At 69.9% G+C, this 18,472-nt stretch carries 15 protein-coding genes and 1 pseudogene; 9 read left to right on the top strand and 7 right to left on the bottom strand.

Features of this window, described 5'->3' with window-relative positions; translation table 11 throughout:
* Positions 1-201 precede the first annotated feature (201 nt).
* The 3 genes from KY572_RS24210 to KY572_RS24200 all read left to right on the top strand — a co-directional run bounded on the left by KY572_RS24210 (position 202) and on the right by KY572_RS24200 (position 5,065).
* Complete coding sequence (locus KY572_RS24210; RefSeq protein WP_224245320.1) at positions 202-2,358, top strand: DUF6851 domain-containing protein; 2,157 nt, start codon at positions 202-204, stop codon at positions 2,356-2,358.
* Between the two features lie 328 nt (positions 2,359-2,686).
* Positions 2,687-3,307 carry a hypothetical protein gene (locus KY572_RS24205; RefSeq protein ID WP_224245319.1) on the top strand — a complete coding sequence of 207 codons (621 nt, stop codon included), beginning with the start codon at positions 2,687-2,689 and terminating at the stop codon, positions 3,305-3,307.
* A gap of 90 nt (positions 3,308-3,397) precedes the next feature.
* Positions 3,398-5,065 (top strand): hypothetical protein, encoded by a 1,668-nt coding sequence (locus KY572_RS24200; RefSeq protein WP_224245318.1) that lies wholly within the window; start codon positions 3,398-3,400, stop codon positions 5,063-5,065.
* Positions 5,066-5,151: 86 nt separating this feature from the next.
* Here KY572_RS24200 and KY572_RS24195 read toward each other — a convergent pair whose 3' ends face one another.
* The 3 genes from KY572_RS24195 to KY572_RS24185 form a co-directional block, all read right to left on the bottom strand.
* On the bottom strand, positions 5,152-5,586 hold the full coding sequence (locus tag KY572_RS24195; protein ID WP_224245317.1) for a chitosanase: 435 nt from the start codon (positions 5,584-5,586) through the stop codon (positions 5,152-5,154).
* 112 nt (positions 5,587-5,698) lie between these two features.
* Positions 5,699-6,544: an RNA polymerase sigma-70 factor gene (locus KY572_RS24190; RefSeq protein WP_224245316.1), complete on the bottom strand. Its 846-nt coding sequence runs from the start codon at positions 6,542-6,544 to the stop codon at positions 5,699-5,701.
* Positions 6,541-7,710 carry an NAD(P)/FAD-dependent oxidoreductase gene (locus KY572_RS24185; RefSeq protein ID WP_224245315.1) on the bottom strand — a complete coding sequence of 390 codons (1,170 nt, stop codon included), beginning with the start codon at positions 7,708-7,710 and terminating at the stop codon, positions 6,541-6,543. Before KY572_RS24185 ends, KY572_RS24190 begins: the two co-directional genes overlap by 4 nt.
* 181 nt (positions 7,711-7,891) lie before the next feature.
* Here KY572_RS24185 and KY572_RS47850 point away from each other — a divergent pair, with 181 nt between their 5' ends.
* Together KY572_RS47850 and KY572_RS24175 are read left to right on the top strand one after the other, a co-directional pair.
* Positions 7,892-9,214, top strand: coding sequence for an AAA family ATPase (locus tag KY572_RS47850; protein ID WP_224245314.1), 1,323 nt, complete (start codon positions 7,892-7,894; stop codon positions 9,212-9,214).
* Positions 9,207-9,734 carry a hypothetical protein gene (locus KY572_RS24175; RefSeq protein ID WP_224245313.1) on the top strand — a complete coding sequence of 176 codons (528 nt, stop codon included), beginning with the start codon at positions 9,207-9,209 and terminating at the stop codon, positions 9,732-9,734. The genes KY572_RS47850 and KY572_RS24175 overlap by 8 nt, the downstream gene beginning before the upstream one ends.
* A 1-nt stretch (position 9,735) precedes the next feature.
* Here the strand turns inward: KY572_RS24175 and KY572_RS24170 are convergent, their stop codons facing one another.
* From KY572_RS24170 to KY572_RS24160, 3 genes are all read right to left on the bottom strand, one after another.
* Positions 9,736-11,532, bottom strand: a complete 1,797-nt coding sequence (locus KY572_RS24170) for an acyl-CoA dehydrogenase family protein (protein ID WP_224245312.1) — start codon at positions 11,530-11,532, stop codon at positions 9,736-9,738.
* Between the two features lie 121 nt (positions 11,533-11,653).
* Positions 11,654-12,469 carry a hypothetical protein gene (locus KY572_RS24165; protein WP_224245311.1) on the bottom strand — a complete coding sequence of 272 codons (816 nt, stop codon included), beginning with the start codon at positions 12,467-12,469 and terminating at the stop codon, positions 11,654-11,656.
* Positions 12,466-13,452: a phosphatidate phosphatase App1 family protein gene (locus KY572_RS24160; protein ID WP_224245310.1), complete on the bottom strand. Its 987-nt coding sequence runs from the start codon at positions 13,450-13,452 to the stop codon at positions 12,466-12,468. Before KY572_RS24160 ends, KY572_RS24165 begins: the two co-directional genes overlap by 4 nt.
* A 119-nt stretch (positions 13,453-13,571) precedes the next feature.
* Between KY572_RS24160 and KY572_RS24155 the strand changes: the two genes are divergently transcribed.
* The 4 genes from KY572_RS24155 to KY572_RS24140 all read left to right on the top strand — a co-directional run bounded on the left by KY572_RS24155 (position 13,572) and on the right by KY572_RS24140 (position 17,669).
* Positions 13,572-15,779 (top strand): serine/threonine-protein kinase, encoded by a 2,208-nt coding sequence (locus tag KY572_RS24155; protein ID WP_224245309.1) that lies wholly within the window; start codon positions 13,572-13,574, stop codon positions 15,777-15,779.
* 151 nt (positions 15,780-15,930) lie between these two features.
* Positions 15,931-16,113: a hypothetical protein gene (locus KY572_RS24150; protein WP_224245308.1), complete on the top strand. Its 183-nt coding sequence runs from the start codon at positions 15,931-15,933 to the stop codon at positions 16,111-16,113.
* A 74-nt stretch (positions 16,114-16,187) separates the two neighbouring features.
* Positions 16,188-17,138, top strand: a complete 951-nt coding sequence (locus tag KY572_RS24145) for a CarD family transcriptional regulator (RefSeq protein ID WP_224245307.1) — start codon at positions 16,188-16,190, stop codon at positions 17,136-17,138.
* Positions 17,139-17,156: 18 nt separating this feature from the next.
* Positions 17,157-17,669: a hypothetical protein gene (locus KY572_RS24140; protein WP_224245306.1), complete on the top strand. Its 513-nt coding sequence runs from the start codon at positions 17,157-17,159 to the stop codon at positions 17,667-17,669.
* A 363-nt stretch (positions 17,670-18,032) separates the two neighbouring features.
* Here the strand turns inward: KY572_RS24140 and KY572_RS48175 are convergent.
* Positions 18,033-18,338, bottom strand: a pseudogene (locus tag KY572_RS48175) (hypothetical protein); the annotation flags it as partial.
* Between the last annotated feature and the right edge of the window lie 134 nt (positions 18,339-18,472).

Here is an 18,472-nt window from a genome sequence, read left to right as displayed (position 1 = left end):
TTTGAGGAGCGCGCCGGAGGAGCCCGGCGGGTGTGTCCTGGCCCTACCGCCCCCCCTCTGCCACGAAATGGAGGCAAGGGTGTGTTGGCGAAGGCAGGTATTTTCAGGGAGTTGCCCCACACTGTGCCCGGCAGTGCCGGAGGGCTGATCACTGCGGAGACCAGCCGGGGTGACCACTGCTGTATCCGCTGATCAGCGCAGTTGCCGCACCTGGCCCTGGCCGGTGTTCGGGGCCCCCCTGGTAACGTCTCGCGCCTGTTCGAGTGGTGCTCTTCGAGCCCCGGACACACGAGGAGATTCATCATCCATGGGTGTGCATCCACGTCGTTCGAGCCGCGCGCGGGCCTGCTCCGCGGCTGGCTGCTGGTCGCGCTGCTGGGAGTCCTGCTGAGCGGCTGCGATGAGGAGAAGCCCCCGGAGCCCACGCCGGCGAGCTGGAGCGCCCTGGCCCAGGGCCGTCCCGCGGCGCTCCTGTCCATCACGGGCCGCTCGCGCTCCGATGTCTGGGCCGTGGGAGCGGACAAGGGCAGCGGGCCCGAGGTGCTGCACTATGACGGCATCGAGTGGCGGAAACTGGAGACCGGCCACCGGGGCGACCTGTGGTGGGTGCACGCCTTCGAACAGGGTCCCGTGCTGATGGCGGGCGGCAACGTCCTGTCCGGCGGCCTCTCCGGCGGCGCGCTCCTGCAGCTCGGGCCCGAGGTGCCCGCGGTGCCCGCCCCCGTCACGCCTCCGACTCCGCCCGTGGTCTGCGCGGAGAAGGAGGTGGATCCGGCCCCCTCGCGCTCCATCGCTCGCCGCTGGGACGAGCAGCTTCTCGGCGCCATCCGCCGGGATCTCCCCAGGCCCACGGTGCACGCGCGCAACCTGTACCACCTGTCCGCCGCCATGTGGGACGCGTGGGCCGCCTATGACGCGACCGCGGACGGCACCTTCCTCCGCGAGAAGCACACCGCCGCGGATGTGGCGGCCGCGCGCTCCGAAGCGATCCGCTACGCCGCGTATGGAGTGCTCGCCCAGCGCTATGCCCCCGCGGTGGGCGGCGCCACGTCGATGGCGTGCTTCCGCGCCTTCATGCGGAAGCTGGGGTACGACCCGGACGATACGAACTCCGAGGGCACAAGCCCCCGCGCCGTGGGCAACCGCATCGCCCGGACCGTGCTCAGCTTCGGCGCGGACGACGGCGCCAACGAGCGGCAGGACTCCAAGGACACCACCGGCTTCGCGTCGGAGAATGGACCTCTCGTGGTGGAGAACCCCAGGGTGACGCTGAACAACCCCTCGCGCTGGCAGCCGCTCAACCTCGCGGTGGCCGTGACGCAGAACGGCATCGTCACGAGCTCGGGCGTGCAGGGCTACATCGGCGCGCACTGGGGACGCGTCACGCCCTTCGCCCTGGTGCGGCCCGGCGTCGGCGAGCTGTACCTCGACCCAGGCCCCGCCCCCGCCTTCGGCGCCGAGCTGCGAGACCACGCGGTGGACATCGTGCGCAAGGCCAGCGGGCTTGGCAGCACCGACGCCATGGACATCTCGCCCGGCGCGCTCGGCAACAACAGCCTGGGCGCCAACGACGGAGCGGGCTACCCGCTCAACCCCATCACCGATCAGCCCTACGCGCCGCAGGTGGTGAAGCGGGGAGACTTCGGCCGCGTGCTGGCCGAGTTCTGGGCGGACGGCCCCAAGGCCGAGACGCCTCCCGGCCACTGGAACGTCATCGCCAACCAGGTGGCGGATGCCCCGGGCTTCAGTCGCCGCCTGTTCGGCTCGGGCGAGCCGGTGGACGCGCTCGAGTGGGACGTGAAGGTGTACCTGGCGCTCAACGGCGCCGTGCACGACGCGGCCATCACCGCCTGGGAAGGCAAACGCACCTTCCTCACCGCGCGCCCCGTCTCGCTCATCCGCTACATGGGCGGCCTGGGCCAGGCCTCGAACCCCAGCGGCCCGGCCTACCACCCCTCGGGCCTGCCGCTCCTCCCCGGCCTCATCGAGCTCGTCACCGCCGAGAGCTCCGCGCCCGGCGCCCGCCATGAGCACCTGGCCCGCTTCCAGGGCCAGGTGGTGCACGCCTGGCGAGGCGAGCCGGCCGATCGCAAGCGCGAGGTGAGCGGCTCCGGCTGGGTGCGCGCCGTCGAGTGGATGCCCTACCAGCTGCGCACCTTCGTGACGCCGGCCTTCCCCGGCTTCGTCTCCGGCCACAGCACCTTCAGCCGAGCCTCCTCCGAGGTGCGCACCTCGCTCACCGGCAGCCCGTACTTCCCCGGGGGAATGGGCGAGTACGTCGCTCCCAGGGACACTGCCCTCACCTTCGAGAAGGGCCCCTCCACCGAGGTGCGAGCTGCAGTGGACCACCTACCATGACGCAGCGGACCAGGCCGGACAGTCCCGCCTGTGGGGCGGCATCCACGTGCAGCCGGATGACTTCGTGGGCCGCAGGCTCGGCCAGCGCGTGGGGCTCGTCGCCATCGAGCGCGCCCGGCGCTTCTTCGACGGCGGCGCCGTGCCCTGAGCGAAGCGGCGGGTGTGTTGCCTATCGAGCGCGAGGCCCGTGGCGCGGGAAGGGGGGGCACTCGACTTTCCCCGCAAGACCGGTAATTTACGCACTCCGAGCAGGTGCTCCTCCCAGCGTACGGCCCCATCCAGCCCTCCGTGCTCCCCCCACGGGACGTTCAGGGCGCGAGGAAACGACATGAACGCCACTCCGCGCACGGCCCTCGCCGTCTTCGCCGCCACGGCCCTGGTCTCCGGCTCCGCGCTGGCGGGAACCGTCTCCGTCGCGGATGGCTACGAGACCGTGGGCCGCATGGAGTACACCAACGAGCGCGCGCACATCGGCTCCACCAGCCTCAAGTCCGACCCGGCCGGGGACCCGCGCAAGCGCGGCGCCGTCAACACCTTCTTCACGGGCGTCGCCGACGGCGAAGTCTCCCTCTGGTTCTACGACGACATGGGCGGATGCTCGAACAACGTCCCCAAGAGCCAGGTGGCCTTCATCCAGACGGGCTCCGGAGGGGCGTCCACCGCGATGCTCGGCGTCATCACCAACAACGCCACGTGCCACTACAGCCGCCGCGTCGGGACGACGTACAGCACCACGACCATTGCCCGCTCACTGGGCTGGCATGAGTTCCGCTTCGTCTGGAGCGGCGGCTCGCTCACCCTCTCCATCGACGGGCAGCTCGCCTTCAACGGCGCCTACACGTTCCTGCCCGAGTCCATCAGCATCGGCGACGTGTGGGCGGAGACCGTGTGGACGGGCATCGGCGCGGGCTGGTTCGACGACGTGAACATCCGCCTGACGACACCGTAGCGAGCACCCGGGCCCACACCCGCAGCAACTGGGCTTTACGCCCAACATGACTATCCTCCGCGCCCCGTTCCACAAGAGGGATACGTCTTCATGCCTTACACACCACACCCGCGCCGTCTGTCCTCACCCTTTGCCTGGCTCCTCGCCGCGGCACTCTCCGTCGGCGTCCTCGGCTGCCCCGACGACGATGAGAGCAAGTGCGACGAGCAGCCCGAGGCTTGCGATCCGCCCATCAACGAAGGTGACGGAGGCACGGACGGGGGCACTCCGGATTCAGGCACTCCCGACTCGGGCAGCCCGGACGGCGGCAGCCCGGATTCCGGCACTCCCGACGCGAGCATCGATCCCGCCACGTCGATCGTCCTCCGGTCCGTGGACACCTTCTACACCCGCAACGGCGTCGAGCCTCGGCCGCGGAACTTCGCCTCCTCGCCCGCCATGCTGTACCTCCACGACGGTGGGACGCCCATCACGGGGACCGTGCTGGAGCCGGGCCGCGTCCGCTTCGATGTTCCGCCGGGCACCTACCTGGTGAAGAACTCCAACACCCAGTACCTGCTCTTCTCCCAGCGCTCGCTGGACATCAGCGGCCGGCGGTACGGCCGGGCCTACCGGGGAGACGTGTTCTTCCAGTCTCCGACCCCCGCCAGCCTCGACCTCACGGGGCTCGCGTCGACCACGGACCCGTTCTTCCCCTACTTCTCCGAGCTGAGCTTCCACTCGCTGGACGTCGAGGAGAGCGGCCACTTGATGCTTCCTCAGGGGCTGAAGGAAGGACAGACCACGGTGGCGACGACCGAGGCCGAGTACCTGTCGGACTATGGCAACGTGCCCCAGTTCAACGCCGCCGCGGGCGACAGCGCCTGGGTGGTCCAGACCGTCACTCGCGACGCGGGTGTCGAGCTGGATGGTGGCTCGCCCCGCGGCTACGACTCGCTCGTGCGCGCGGCGCACCTGAACCCCTTCGCCTATGACGGTGGGACGTTCTCCGTCCAGGCCGCCCTGCAGCCGGCGCCGCAGCAGACGCTGCGCTTCGACTGGCGCCGCGATGAGTTCAGCGCGCTGCGCAGCGCCTCCGCGACCTCGAGCTTCACCAGCGGGCGCGTCGACGTCTTCCCCGCGTACAAGACGGCCCAGGACGGGTGGATCGACTACTCCGTCAACATGATGCTCCAGTTCCTGCCCCGGACCAACGAGGCGCAGACGCCGCTGGTGAAGGAGCTGTCCTACGGCAACCCCTACCCCGCCAGCTGGGAGCCGATGGTCCAGTTCACCAACACCTACGGCTACAACGTCACCAACCATGATGGCAGCATCACCCTGCGCGTGACGGAGAGCTTCGTCACGACCGAGGCGGCGAGCACTCTGGCCACGACGCCGGTGCGCCCCCGCATCTCGCTGCCGCGAGACTTCCAGGTGGACGGGGTGGCGGCGACGACGCCCCGGATCCTCTCCTCGGCCACGCCGCTGGTGACGTGGGAGGCGCCCTCGACGGGCACTGTCGTGGGCTACACGCTGCTGATCTCTCGCTACAACGCCGAGTTCAGCGGCACCCAGACCGTCGCCCGCGTCTACACGGGCCCGGGTGAGCGCAGCGTGCGTCTGCCGGCGGGGCTGCTCACCGCGGGCAACGACTACGTGCTGCGGCTCACCACGCACGCCGCGCCGGGGGTCACCGCTCCGGAGCGCGTGTGGTTCACGCTCACCGTGCCGTACTCCAGCGCGACGACCTCCAGCGCGCTGCTCAGAGTGCAGTAGCGCCGGGCCATGCGCTCCTGTTCGGCGAGAGCTGCCCCGCGCCGAACAGGAGCCGTCCGCTCGAGCCACCGGACCTCCGGGCCCAGTTACACGAGAACGGATAGGAGGCCGGCGTGCTCCACGTCCCATCCGGGTTGATCTTGCGCACGGGCGACGCGATCGACGGACTCCACCCACGTCGAGTCGTTCTTGAGCACGTCGCGGCGCTTCTCGAGGAACCTCCGCAGCCAGGAGCTCTCGGTGAGGCAGTTGTAGCCGACGGCGGGCGCCACCTGCGCGCTGTTGCCGAGCGCGGAGTTCGTGGCCGAGATGAGCGCGACGATGCCGCTCTCTCCGTGGTTGATGTACGCGTCGAAGAGCGCGGCCTTCGAGAGCGCCTTGGTCAGGCCCCACCGCTTCGCGAGGTTGATCGACGGCGTGTAGTAGCGCTGGTCGACGATGCGATCCTGGCAGCTCTTGAAGTCCGCGCGGGTGGTGGTGTTGTTGGCCACGGTCAGCGCCGAGGTCCGCGAGACGTGCACGTCGTGCCGCTCTGGGTGTGGGACCAGCCCGGCTCGTCGTGATCGCTCGTGACGCCGCTGGGCACCGTGAAGGCGATGCGCGGGCTCGTCACCTCCTATCCCAGAAAAAGGCTCACATCCGGGCAAGCTTGTCCGGATTGAGGACCGAGCGGATGGCGTGGATGCGCTCGCCGTCCGTCTCGAAGGAGATGACATCGAAGACCGCGCCGTTCAGCCGAATCACCAGCGCGGGCCAGCCATTCACCTCGGCCAATTCGGGCACCAGGCCCGCGGGCGCCTTCTTCATGACTCCCAGGAACAGGCGCGCCACGGCATCGGCACCCCGGACGGCGTTGGAGGCCGCGCCCCGGACCTTGCCTCCGCCATCGGCCCAGCTCGTCACGTCATGGGCGAGCAGGCTCTTGAGGCCCTCGAGGTCGCCGCTGAGGCAGGCCGACATGAAGCCCGTCACCAGCCGCTCATGGGACTCCTTGGAGGGAGCGAAGCGGGGGCGCCGCGACCGGATGTGCTCTCGGGCGCGGTGCAGGCTCTGGCGGCAGGCGGCCTCCTCCTTGCCGACCATCTCGGCCACCTCGGCGTGGCTGTAGCCGAAGACTTCGTGCAGCAGGTACACGGCGCGCTCGACGGGCGACAGGCTCTCGAGCAGCACCAGGAACGCGAGGGAGATCGACTCGGGATCCACCGTCGTGTCGGTGCGCACGGGCTCGGGGAGCCACGGCCCGACGTACTCCTCGCGAGTGGCCCGAGCGCTCTTGAGGCGATCCAGGCACAGCCGCGTCACCACGGTGGAGAGGAACGCCCCCTCCGAGCGCACCCCTTCGCGGTCCGTGGCCTGCCAGCGCAGCCAGGCCTCCTGGACGATGTCCTCGGCCTCGGCGGCCGAGCCGAGCATCCGGTAGGCGATGGCGAACATCGAGGGCCGGTGGGCCTCGAACGATTGCAGGGCTCCGTCCGTCATGCCGCCAGTGTCCTCTGCTCGGAGGCGACAGGCGAGAGCTTCCGGCCCGTCTTTCGCCAGGCGTAGAGGCGCAGGCCCATCCGCTCGATCTGGAGGGTGCCGATGACGATGCGGCAGATCGCCTCCTTGACCCAGGCGCCCGGGCGCCCCGACATCACCCAGGGCGTGGGCGAGCGGTCCTTCCGGTAGGGCTGAACGAGCCCATCCCGGCGACCCAGGCTGATGCAGAAGGCCGCGTCCAGGTAGTCGAAGGGCAGTACGTCCTGGCCTCGGGCGAGCCGCGCGAGGTTCTCGGCCACATGAATGCCCATGGGGATGGCGGTCTTGCAGCCCATGAGCATGGCGGAAGGCGGATCGACGGGCGTTGCCGCATCACCGACTCCGTGGATGTTCTCGTGTCCGAGGACACGCAGGGACGGATCCACCAGGAGCTGCCCTCGAGCGTTCACGGGCAGCCCGGACTGGCGCACCACCTCCGGAGCGACGAAGCCGCCGGCCCACAGGCAGGCATCGAACGGCACGGTGCGGTCCGCGAACTCCACGGAGCCTGAGTGGAGCCGCCGCACCTGCCCCTGCGCGGCGGTGATGCCGAGCCGGCGCAGGGCTCCGTGCAGGTGGTTGCGCCCGGCCTCCGAGAGGTCCGCGCCCACGTCTCCCGAGGAGAGCAGCGTCACGCGGAGGCCTGGGTACGCCTCGGCCAGCTCGGTCGAGCCCTCGATGCCGGTGAGCCCTCCGCCGATGACGACCAGGTGGCCGCCCCGCGCCGCGATGGACGGCAGGCGCGCGGCCAGCTCCGCGGAGGAGGCCGCGTCCAGCGTGAAGGCGTGCTCACGAACGCCGGGCACGCCGTCCCGGTCCACCTGCGAGCCGAGCGCCACCACGAGCTGATCGAACGGCAGCCGCTCGTCGCCCAGGAGCACCTGGCCTCTGGGCTCGATGCGCGTGACGCGACCAATCTTCAGGGTGACGCCCGTGCCCGCCACCAGCTCGGCGAGCTCCCGCTGCACCAGCTGCTGCCCGGCTGCCTGCTGGTGCAGCCGGATGCGATCCACGAACCACGGGCTGGCACTCACCAGGGTGACCGCGACCTGCCCGCGCGTGCGACGCGCGAGCCGAAGTGCACAGCTGAGCCCTGCATAACCGCCCCCCAGGATGACGACGCGCATGATGCTCTCTCCTTGTTTTTCGCCCGGGAGACGAGTCAGCGCGCGCAGGCGTGACACGGGTACACGAAAAGAAGAACCCCTGTGACTTCAGGAGTTTACGCATGAAAACAACCGCTCTACGGGCTTCCTGCTCGCCATCACGAATCGTGACGAGCCATGGGAGCGTGCCTATGCTCTCGACGTGTCGATCACTCCGACCATTGCACGCACAGGTCCCTCGCTTCGTCTCGAGCAGTTCGCGATCACCAACTTCCGCACCTTCACCACGCGGACGGTGATCCCTTTCCGTGGTGGCACAGCAGAACCGGACGCGATCGCGACGTTTCACGGGGACAACGGCACAGGCAAATCCAATGCTTTGGCTGCGCTGGATCTGTTCTTCGACTCCCTAGTGAAGTACCTGAGCCAAGAAGAGGCCAAGTCGGGGCGCGATCTGACGCTCGCCTGGCACTCCGGGGGCGCTGAAGAGTGGGGATTGGCCTTCAGGGATCGCCCTGCTGGTGCCGAAGGCCCCACCGATCTTGAGGCACACTTCGCGGATGAACGGCTAGGAGTGCTGCTCGTAAGGTTCACTCCCGCAGGCAACCAAGTCCGCCTGCACGCAGCGTTTGGCATCAAGCGAGAAGGGGATTCCCCCCCGGATTTCTCCATGATGCTGCAGCCGGCTGATAGAAGAGATCGGCTTCTGACCTGGATCGAGACCCCCTTCGGTCCGGGCAGCGCTCCATACCTGGGGTTGGACTCTCACCGTCGTGGCTCGGTGCGTCCAGGCCATGAAAGGACGGCGGAAGGCTTTGATGTCCGGCTCGCGGAAGCGCTCTTCCGGTTGAGGACCTCCTTCTCTCCCCAGGAGCGGGATCGCTGGCGCACCTTCACCCAGATCATGCAGCGGTTCGTGACCCTCCGTGGCCGGGAGGTATCGGTGGATCGGCTCACCGCCAACGGTGCCGCGGAGCTGACCTTCGAGGAGCGGGGAAGATCCGTTCTGGCCCTGAGAGAGCTCAGCTCGGGCGAGCAACAGTTGGTGCGGCTCTGCGCCGCCACCGTACTGCTCAAGTCCAGCATCCTGGCGATCGAAGAACCGGAACTCAGCCTCGATAGCACCAACCAAGGCCTCTTCAAGGAGCTGCTACGCGAGCAGATCAACGCAGGGCTTCGAGATCAGGTCATCATCGAGAGCCACGTTCCCACCTTCGATGATGGGCCGAGCGTCATCCGCTTCTCTCGGGGCGCCGCTGGGGAGACCGTGGTCACACGCGCTCCTGTCACTGACGACACGAACCGACGTGACCTGGAGGAGCGGGCAAAGGGTCAGGGAGCCGAGGCGCAGTGGGTGACGCGTGACGGCTACACCCAGCTCCCCGCCGTCATGCGGGGCGACTTGAACCTCGCCAACGGTGGGCATCTCTGGTTCCTCAAGGGACAGCGCGCCTGGGAGGCCTGGCCCGAGGACCAGCTCACTGCCCTCCTGGCGGATCCGGAGGCGAAGAAGGGCGATGAGTAGTCCGACCCTCTGGCTCGACAGCAACGTGGCTCGGAGCCCGGCGGACATTCGCGAGCTCGTCAAGCGAGCTGGCCCCAAGGGGATCCGGGTCGTCGTGCCCGCGCAGGTCCACCTGGAGATCTGCCGCCAGGTGCGTGAGAAGACGGGCACGCAATTCTCGCAGCAGCTCATCGACACCTTCCTCGCCCAGAATGGGATCGAGGTCGTCGAAGCGCGGCTCGATCGCACCACCGCCGAGACATGGGCCGAGATGCTGAACCAGCGCTTCCTCACGAGCGAGCTCTGGAAGGCCGCCAAGCTCTCCAGCGTCAAGGCGAAGCTCCCGGAGGGCACGACGCTCCCGGCCTCACGCGTCCCCATGACCACGGACTGGTGGATGGCCCTTGCTGTCGAGCGCGATGCCAATGCGGTCATCGCTGTCGAGGACAAGGGAGAGGAGTGGAGGGCACTCCGCGCTCTGGGAAGGGCCTTCTCCTACGAGGATGCCCTCCGCTGGCTGGATGCCCAGCCTTCACCGTGAGCTATAGCGGGTAGCCGCCGGCCTGCTCGAGGGCGGTGACGACCGTCTCGCGCAGCTCCGCCGGGTTGTACGGCGTGAAGAGGTGCAGCGGCGCCACCTTCGCCAGGTGGGCCTGGAGCGCCCCGCCCTGCGCCGAGCCGCACAGCGCCCGCCGCGTCCGCTCGAAGGAGCGCGCCATCGCGTCCATCCCATACAGCCGCGTCATGGCCACCTGGGTGGCGTCCAGCGCCCCGTCCGCTCCCGCCTGCCTCGCGCGCGTCACCATCGAGTCCAGCGCGAACGCGTCCATCACCACGTCCGACAGCCCGGCGAGCACCTCCTGGTGCTGCTCCAGCTCGGTGCCGAACGTCTCCGCCGCCACCTTGAGGCCGTAGAGCGCCATCCGCTTGAGGCACTCGGCGGCCCGCTCCTCCGCGGCGAGCGCATCCTCCCGGCGCGCCCGAGGCAGCGTCCCCTGGGTGAGCTCCTCCTCCACCGACTGCGCCACCGCCAGCAGCGGCAGCTCGCCCTTCACCGAGCGCTTCAGCAGCAGCCCGGCGATGAGCATGCGGTTGATCTCGTTGGTGCCCTCGAAGATGCGGTTGATGCGCGCGTCGCGATAGGCCCGCTCCACCGGGTACTCCTCGATGTAGCCCGCGCCGCCGTGGATCTGCACCGCGTCATCCACGAGCTGCCCCAGCGCCTCCGAGCCGAACACCTTCATGATCGACGACTCGATGGCGTACTCCTCGATCGAGGCAATCACATGCGCGTCGTAGTCCTTCGCGTGCCTGTCCCTCCCCGTCAGCCGCGCGTCCACCAGCCCCGCCGTGCGGTACGTCATGGACTCCAGCGCGTAGGTGAGCATGGCCATGCGCGCGAACTTCTCGCGCGTGAGCGGGAAGCGCGCGACGGGCGTGCCGAACTGCTTGCGCTCCTGCGCGAACCGCAGCGCGTTCTCCAGCTGGTACTTCATGGGACCAATGACGCCCGCGCCCAGCTTGAGCCGCCCGTAGTTGAGGATGTTGAAGGCGATCTTGTGCCCCCGGCCCACCTCGCCCAGCACGTTCTCCACCGGCACGCGCGCGTCCTCGAAGTAGAGCGGGCACGTCGAGGAGCCCCGGATGCCCATCTTGTGCTCCTCCGGGCCCACGGTGAACCCCGGCGTCCCCCGCTCCACGATGAACCCCGTGAACCGGTCCCCGTTCACCTTCGCGAACACCACGAACACGTCCGCGAACGCCGCGTTGGTGATGTACAGCTTGGAGCCGTTGAGCACGTAGTGCTTGCCGTCCGGAGACAGCACCGCCTTCGTCTTCGCTCCCAGCGCGTCGCTGCCGCTGCCCTGCTCCGTCAGCGCGTACGCGGCCACCCACTCGGCGATGGCCAGCTTCGGCAGGTACTTCGCCTTCTGCGCCTCGTTGCCGAACCACACGACGGGCAGCGAGCCGATGCCCGTGTGCGCCCCGAACGTCACCGACCACGAGCCCTGCGCCCCCATGGCCTCCGCCAGCAGCAGCGACGTCGTCTTGTCCAGCCCGAGCCCGCCGTAGGCCTCCGGGATGTCGATCATCAACAGCCCCAGCTCGCCCGCGCGACGCAGCAGCTCCCTCAGCAGCGCGTTATCCTTGGACTCGATGCGGTCCGTCTGCGGCAGCACCTGCTCACGGATGAACTGTCGCGCCGTCTTCAGGTACAGGCGCTGGTCCTCGGTGAACAGCTCCGGCGTGACGATGCGCTGCGAGCCCACCTCCTGCAGGAGGAACGCGCCCCCCGTGGGCAGCTCGGTGGACTGCGGAGTCTCGGAGACGACGGCCATCGGGAACCTCCCTCGGTATGCGCCGCAACCCGGGCAAGGTGTGGCGCGTCGCATCACCGAGCCAGTAAGCGCCGGGCCTTTCCGTCTCAACCCTTTCAGCAGGCGGCGGAGCCCTCGGCCCCTACCCCCCGTCCGAGCGCCTCGGGGGGTTGGGGTACACCAGACAGAGCGTGTCGAAGAGGGGCTCGCCCGGCGCCGTGTACACCCCGCTCAGCGCGCGCGCGGCCTGGGCCACCTCCGTCCCGAACGACGGCACCAGACAGATGTCCTCCGCCGTCTTGAAGCGCCCCTTCAGCCGCTCCAGCCCCTTGCGCAGCGTGGCGATGTCCTGCTTGCCGCCTCGCACGGGCACGGACGGGCCGTTGGGGTCTGCTCCGGGCAGCTTGCCCACGCTCGTGGACAGCTCGAAGCCGTCCGAGCGCTGGATGATGCGCAGCTTGCCCGGGGCCACCTCCGCCAGCCACGCGCGGAAGCCGTCCTCGTCCCTCAGGACGAGCCGGTAGGCCACCGCCGCGTCCGGGTGCTTCAGCCACACCTCGCCCGCCTGGTCCCGCAGCGCCTCCAGCAGCTCGGAGCCCTGCGCGAAGAACGTGTCCGCGTCCGGCACGACGAGCACGGCCTTGCCCCGGAGGCGCTCGGTCAGCCGCGCCAGCTCGCCGGGGTTCACCGGCCGGAACGCCTCTCCCGCGAGCCGGACGGACTCGCCCGCCAGCTCCAGCCGCAGCGCCTTCTCGGGCACCTCCTCGCCGTACACCTCCGCGTGGGCGATGCGGAACAGCGCATCATCCGGTGGTCCGCCCGCGTCCACCGGATCGGCGGCGAGCGGAGCCATCGGTGCTGGCGCCAGGGACGAGAGCGGCGCGGCCGGCTTCTCCTCCCGACACCCCGCCCCCAGCACCAGCGCCGCCAGGAGCAGTCCCGGCCCGGCTCTCCTCATGGAGCCGTCTTCTCCACCGTGGGCGCCGTCGCGGGGAACGCCGTGGCGACGCACTCGGCGTTGGCCAGCCCGCTCGTCGCGGCGTGCGCGGCGGCATCGCTGGCCTCGCGGAACAGGATCATGTCCTTGAAGCGGCTGGCGTCCTCGGCGTGGCCCGCGTCGCGGATGTAGATGGCCTTCACGCGCCCGGGGAACTCCTCGCGGATCTGCGCGTACACCTCCGGATCCTTCTCCCCCGAGTCCCCCACCAGCACCACCGGCTGGGGGAACTGCTGCAGCAGCCGGCGGATGGCGGGCTGCTTGTAGTTGGAGAGCGTCCCCGGGCCGAGGTCCCTCAGGTACAGCGCGAACGGCGGGAACCCATGCCGCCCGAGGAACGCCGACACGCGCGGCACGAACTGGAGGGGCGAGCCGCTCACCAGCGCGAAGGCCGGCGACGTCGGCGCCTTCAGGCACCCATAGAAGGCCGACATCCCCGCCACCACCTCCTGGGTGTCCGAGTCCTTGAAGAACGCGGACTCGAGCAGCTTCGCCTTCTTCACCACCTGTGTGACGGCCAGCGTGTCATCGAAGTCCGAAACCACCAGAAAGGGCGTGGTGTCCGAGACGACCTCGACGCGCGCCTGGGCGCTGGCGCCGGCCACCTTCGCCTCGGCCATGTAGAAGCCCGTGGGGAAGGTGGCGCCCGGCACGGGCTGGAGGGTCACCTCGAAGTTGCCGTCATCCCCGCTCGTCACCGTGGTGGTGAGGCCCTGGAAGGACACCTCCACCTTGGCGCCCTTCCAGTTGGGCGCGGTGAGCCGGCGCAGGTTGCGCGACAGCACGGAGCTGCCCCGGGTGGGCGCCTCCTTCAGCACCCGCCCCTGGAGGAAAACCCCAGTGCCCCGCCCCAGCGCGGGGAAGAGCAGGACGGCGGGCCCAGCCAGCGCCCCGGAGGAGGCGAGCAGGAGGCCGAGCAATAGAAAGCGGGCAGGCAAGTTCACCGGAGATCTCTCAGGACAGGTCGGTCGGGTCCGCATGATAGCGTCTGCCGGCTCCGCGCGAGGGTCATCCAGTGAAGCAAGCCCTGCGCGGAGCCTGCCTGTAAGGAGCCAAGACGAACGTGCTGTTGCCTGCCGGGGGCCAGGAGTTCGGCAAGTACCTGCTGCTCGACCGCATCGCGGTGGGCGGAATGTCGGAGCTCTATCTCGCGCGCATGACGGCCGCCGCGGGCGTCACCAAGCACGTCGTCATCAAGAAGATCCTCCCGCACTACGCCGACAACGCCGCCTTCATCTCGATGTTCATCAACGAGGCGCGCATCGCCGTGGGGCTGAGCCACGGCAACATCGCCCAGGTGTTCGACTTCGGCGAGGTGGACGGCGAGTACTACCTGGCCATGGAGTGGGTGCACGGCCAGCCGCTGTCCAAGGTGCTGCGCCGCGCCAAGGAGAAGCACCTGGAGGTGCTCCCGGTGCCGCTGGCGCTGCTGGCCGCCACGGAGATGCTCCAGGGGCTGGCGTACGCGCACAACCGGCTGGATGACACCGGGCGCCCGCTCAACATCGTCCACCGGGATGTGAGTCCGCAGAACGTGCTGCTGGGCTACGAGGGGCAGGTGAAGCTGGTGGACTTCGGCATCGCCCGGGCCCGGCTCGCCAGCCGCATGGAGCCGGAGGCCACGGCGGCCCAGGGCAAGTACCTGTACTTCGCGCCCGAGCAGGCCCGGGGCCGCGAGCTGGATGCGCGCGCGGACATCTTCGCCGCGGGCGTGGTGCTCTACGAGATGCTCTGCGGGAAGCTGCCCTGGGAGGGCGAGCGGATGGAGGTGCTGCGGCGCATCACCAGCGGCGACTTCCCCGCCCCGCGCGCCATCAACCCCAGCCTGCCCCAGGAGCTGGAGAACATCCTGCTCACGGCGCTGGCGGTGGAGCGCGAGCGGCGCTACCCCTCGGCGGAGGCGTTCGGCGAGGCGCTCGAGACGTACCTGCACACGGTGGCCCCGGACTTCCCCGCCAGCGCCCTGGCGCACTTCATGGGCTACCTCTTCGAGTCGGAGCTGGTGGCCGAGGGGCGCCCGGTGCGCCTGCCGCCGGACTTCCTGGGCCAGCTCGAGCTGTGGAGCAAGGGGCTGCCGGCGGATCCGCTCCGCCCCCGGACGCCCTCGTACGGGCGCGCGCTGCCTGCGGTGACGCCGCCTCCCCCGGAGCCGCTGGAGCCTGCTCGCCGGCGGCTGTCCCCCCTGTCCTGGGTGCTGTTCGGCGCGCCCGTGCTCGCCGCGCTCCTGGCCGCCGTGCTCATCCTCACCGGGGAGGACGCCAAGACGTTCTCGGTGGAGCTCACCTCCACGCCCCAGGGCGCCTCCGTGTGGGTGGACGGGCAGCTGCTCGCGGACCACACGCCCACGCTCATCCCCCTGACGGCGGACCGCGAGCACCTCATCGAGGTCCACGCCATCGGCATGGAGTCCTGGAGCCAGCGCGTCAAGGCGGACGAGGGCGCCACCCTGGCCGTGCGCGCGCAGCTGCTGCCCTCGCGCCCGCGCCCCAGCTCGCCGCCCCAGGCGGGCACCCCCTCCTCGGCCTCCGCGCCCCGGGTCCCCACCGAGGGCCGCTTCCCGCTGCCCGCCTTCGAGCTGCGGCCCTCCCAGCACGCCTTCCTGGTGCCCCCCTCCACCGCGGCCCGCCTGCGGCTGGATCCCTCGCGCACCTACTCCCTGAGGACCGAGGGGACGCTGGCGGCGAGCCATGTCGCGGGGGGCCCGAGCGACACGGTCATCTACTTCCTGGAGGGTGGCCCGGGGCTGCTGGCGCGGGCCTCCTTCGGCATGGTGGGGCCCCAGGAGATCCAGATCAGCAACGCGTTCGCGCTCTACCTCTTCGTTCCGGAGGCGGCGCCGAAGGGCGGCGTGGGCAGCCTCCAGGTGCGCGTGCAGGAGACGCGCAGCGGCACCGGCGCCACCGTCATGGTGGACGCGCGGCAGCACGCGCTCACCCCTCGCCCCGAGCAGAGCTTCACCCTGCACGGCCTGGATGCGGCCACCACCTATGAGGTCCGCCTGAGGGACACCGCCCGCCCCGCTCGCACCCAGGGCATCCAGGGTGAAGCGGTGGGCAGGGCCCTCGTCCTCCAGGGAGGCGGGTGCAGCGCGGACGAGGGGGCGCCCTGGAAGCGAGGGGCTGCTCGGGTGGTGGAGACCGGGCGGACGACCCGCTTCACCGGCGCCTCCTGGCTGCGCTTCACCTTCCCGGATGATGACCTGGAGGACAATGCGGGCGCACTCGCGGTGGAGGTGCTGCCCGTGCCGGGTGGCCGCCCCCAGGGCTGCTGAGCGCCTGGGCGGGGTGTGGCCCCCTGTAGCAATGTGGAGCATCTTGTAGCCGAAAAATTGATCAACCGAGCGCCTTCCCTACCCTGTCGCTTGGAAAGCCCGTCCCGGCGGGCGCGACAGGAGGCCTCATATAAAGAAGTGGCTCACGATCATGGTGTTCAGCGCGGCGGTGGCGGGGACGGTGGGGCTGTCCTCGCGGGTGGTGGCGCAGCCGGAGCGGGAGCCCACCGACGCGGAGCTCGAGGCCAAGGTGGACGCGCGCCTGCACGAGGTGATGCGGGCGGTGCTGGCGGGCCAACGTTCTGAAGCGCGCACGGCGGCCCTCGCTCGGTAAACTCGTGGCATCCGGCGGCGCTCGGTGCTACGACCGATGCTTGCGCGCTCGTTGCTTTCGCCCTCGAGGGGGACATGCCAGAAGGACTTCAGCTCGCGGTCGGTGACCGGGTGGTGTACCCGAACCAGGGGGTCTGCCTCGTCTCGGCCATCGACGTGAAGGAGGTGGCCGGTCAGAAGCTGACCTTCGTCACCATGCGCCGGGAGGAAGACGGCGCGGTGGTGATGGTGCCACAGGCCAAGGTGCAGACCATTGGCGTGCGCAAGGTGGCCACGCCCGAGGAGGTGGAGGAGATCTACTCCTTCCTGCGCTCGGACAGCGACAAGGCGGACCTGGACTGGAAGCAGCGCGCCCGCACGAACCTGGACCGGATGACCCAGGGCGGCATCCTCGGCCTGGCCGAGGTGGTCAAGGGCCTGCAGGTGCTCAGCGAGCTGCGGCCGCTGCCCACCAAGGAGCGCGAGCTCTACGACAACGCGCGCCACCTGCTGGTGTCCGAGGTCGCCGCCGCGCTCAACATCCCCGAGGTGAACGCCGAGGACTCGATCGACATCGTCCTCTTCCCGCCGGGCCGCGAGCGGCCCAAGCGCACCGTGGCCGAGTTCAAGCCGCGCGGGGAGGATGACGAGGACCTGGGGCTGGACGGCGGGCTGCTGGGGCTGGACGGCGAGCTGGATCTGCCTCCGGACGAGGAGGAGGCCCCGCCCGAGGAGGAGGAGTCCTCTGGCGAGGAAGCCGCCTCCGAGGACGAGGAGGAGGCGCCCAAGGCCACCAAGAAGAAGACGGCCAAGGCGGAGGGCGAGCCGGCCGCCGCCGAGGCGGGCGCGGAGGGTGAGCCTCCGAAGCGCAAGCGAGGCCGTCCGCCCAAGCCGAAGCCCGAGGGTGAGGCCGCGGCGGCGCCCGCGGTGCCGAAGAAGCGGGGCCGTCCGCCCAAGCCGAAGCCCGAGGGTGAGGCCGCGGTGCCGGCGGCGCCGAAGAAGCGGGGCCGTCCGCCGAAGAAGAAGCCCGAGGGTGAGACCGAGTAGTGGCCGAGGAGATGCTCCGTGATTCGCGTGGTGACGCTGGACGCCTACGATGACAAGCAGCTGGCCAAGTTCAGCCGAACGCTCTACACGGCGTTCGGCGTGGGCAGCGAGCACTCCGGCCAGGTGGAGCTGCCGGCGGGCTTTCCCGAGCCGCTCGACGCCGAGAAGCTGCTGGATGCGGTGAAGGGCATTCGGGCCTACAAGGACGACAAGGTGCTGTACCTGACGGCCCGGAAGCTGAAGGAGCGCGAGCTGCCGAGCGGCACCGCGCCGACCAACGGCTTCTCGAAGTTCGGCAAGGACAAGGCGATCATCACCAGCGCCGGGTACAAGGACCTGGAGGTGGGGTTCAAGCCGGTGGCGCGGCACGCGCTGCACCAGCTGGGGCACCTGTGGGAGCTGCACCACTGCCTGGATCCGCGCTGCTCGATGTACCCGCCCTGGACGCCGTCGTTCGGCCAGGGCGAGCCCACCTTCTGCACGTTCTGCCGCGAGAAGAGCGAGCAGAAGATCCGCATGGCGAAGTCCTGAGCCCCCATCCCTCGACGTGACGTCCTGGAGGAAGGTCGTCGAGGAAGCGCTCCAGCGAACCGAGCCCTCGCGAGCGCAGCTCCACGTCACAGAGGAACGCCACCACCATCCCACCGTCGTAGGAGAGCCGACGGGCAGGGCCGTCCTCGAAGAAGCGCTCGCTGGCCTGGGAGAGAGCTCCGACCGGGCCACATCTCCCTCCCCGAACCAGGCGATGTCGAGCTGAAGCCCTCCAGGCACCTGCGTCGTCGCGAGGCTGAACTTCCCGGCCGCCAGGTAGTTGTCGAGGAGGGCAGGCAGATCCGGCGCCGCGTCCCCAAAGGGCGTGAGGGCCTGCCAGCCGGGAGGCAGCTGCCACTCGACGGGGATGGGCCCCCGCACGGCATGAGTCTTCGGCGGAGCCAGGAGCACCAGGGCGCCCGGGAGGAAGAGCTGGCGCTCGTCCAACGCTGGCATCTCTCCGCCGCCCGACTGGCCGAGCTGGAGCCCGTGCGCCTCGACATCGGTCCTCACCCGGTAGCTGACCACGAGCCGACCATCCGCCGGCACCTGGAACTCCCAGTGATTGAGCGAGCGGACGACCACCGGGACAGGGGCTCCCGCGCCATCCCGGGCCTCCACGTCCGAGACGATCCGGAAGTCATGGCCGGCCCCGAGAGAGCTCGGCACCTGGAGCGACAGCGCCTCTCCTGAGCGCCCCTGGAGCTCCAGCCGGACGCGCACCTCCTAAGTAGGTAGGCAAAAGTTCCTGACACAAGAGCCGGGAGGGGCCTACGTTGGAGGGATGCAGAAGGGACGAGGCC

This window comes from Hyalangium gracile, assembly GCF_020103725.1.
GTDB classification, from domain to species: domain Bacteria; phylum Myxococcota; class Myxococcia; order Myxococcales; family Myxococcaceae; genus Hyalangium; species Hyalangium gracile.
The sequence above is the reverse complement of the archived record's forward strand: the minus strand, read 5'-3'. Positions and strand labels throughout refer to the sequence as shown.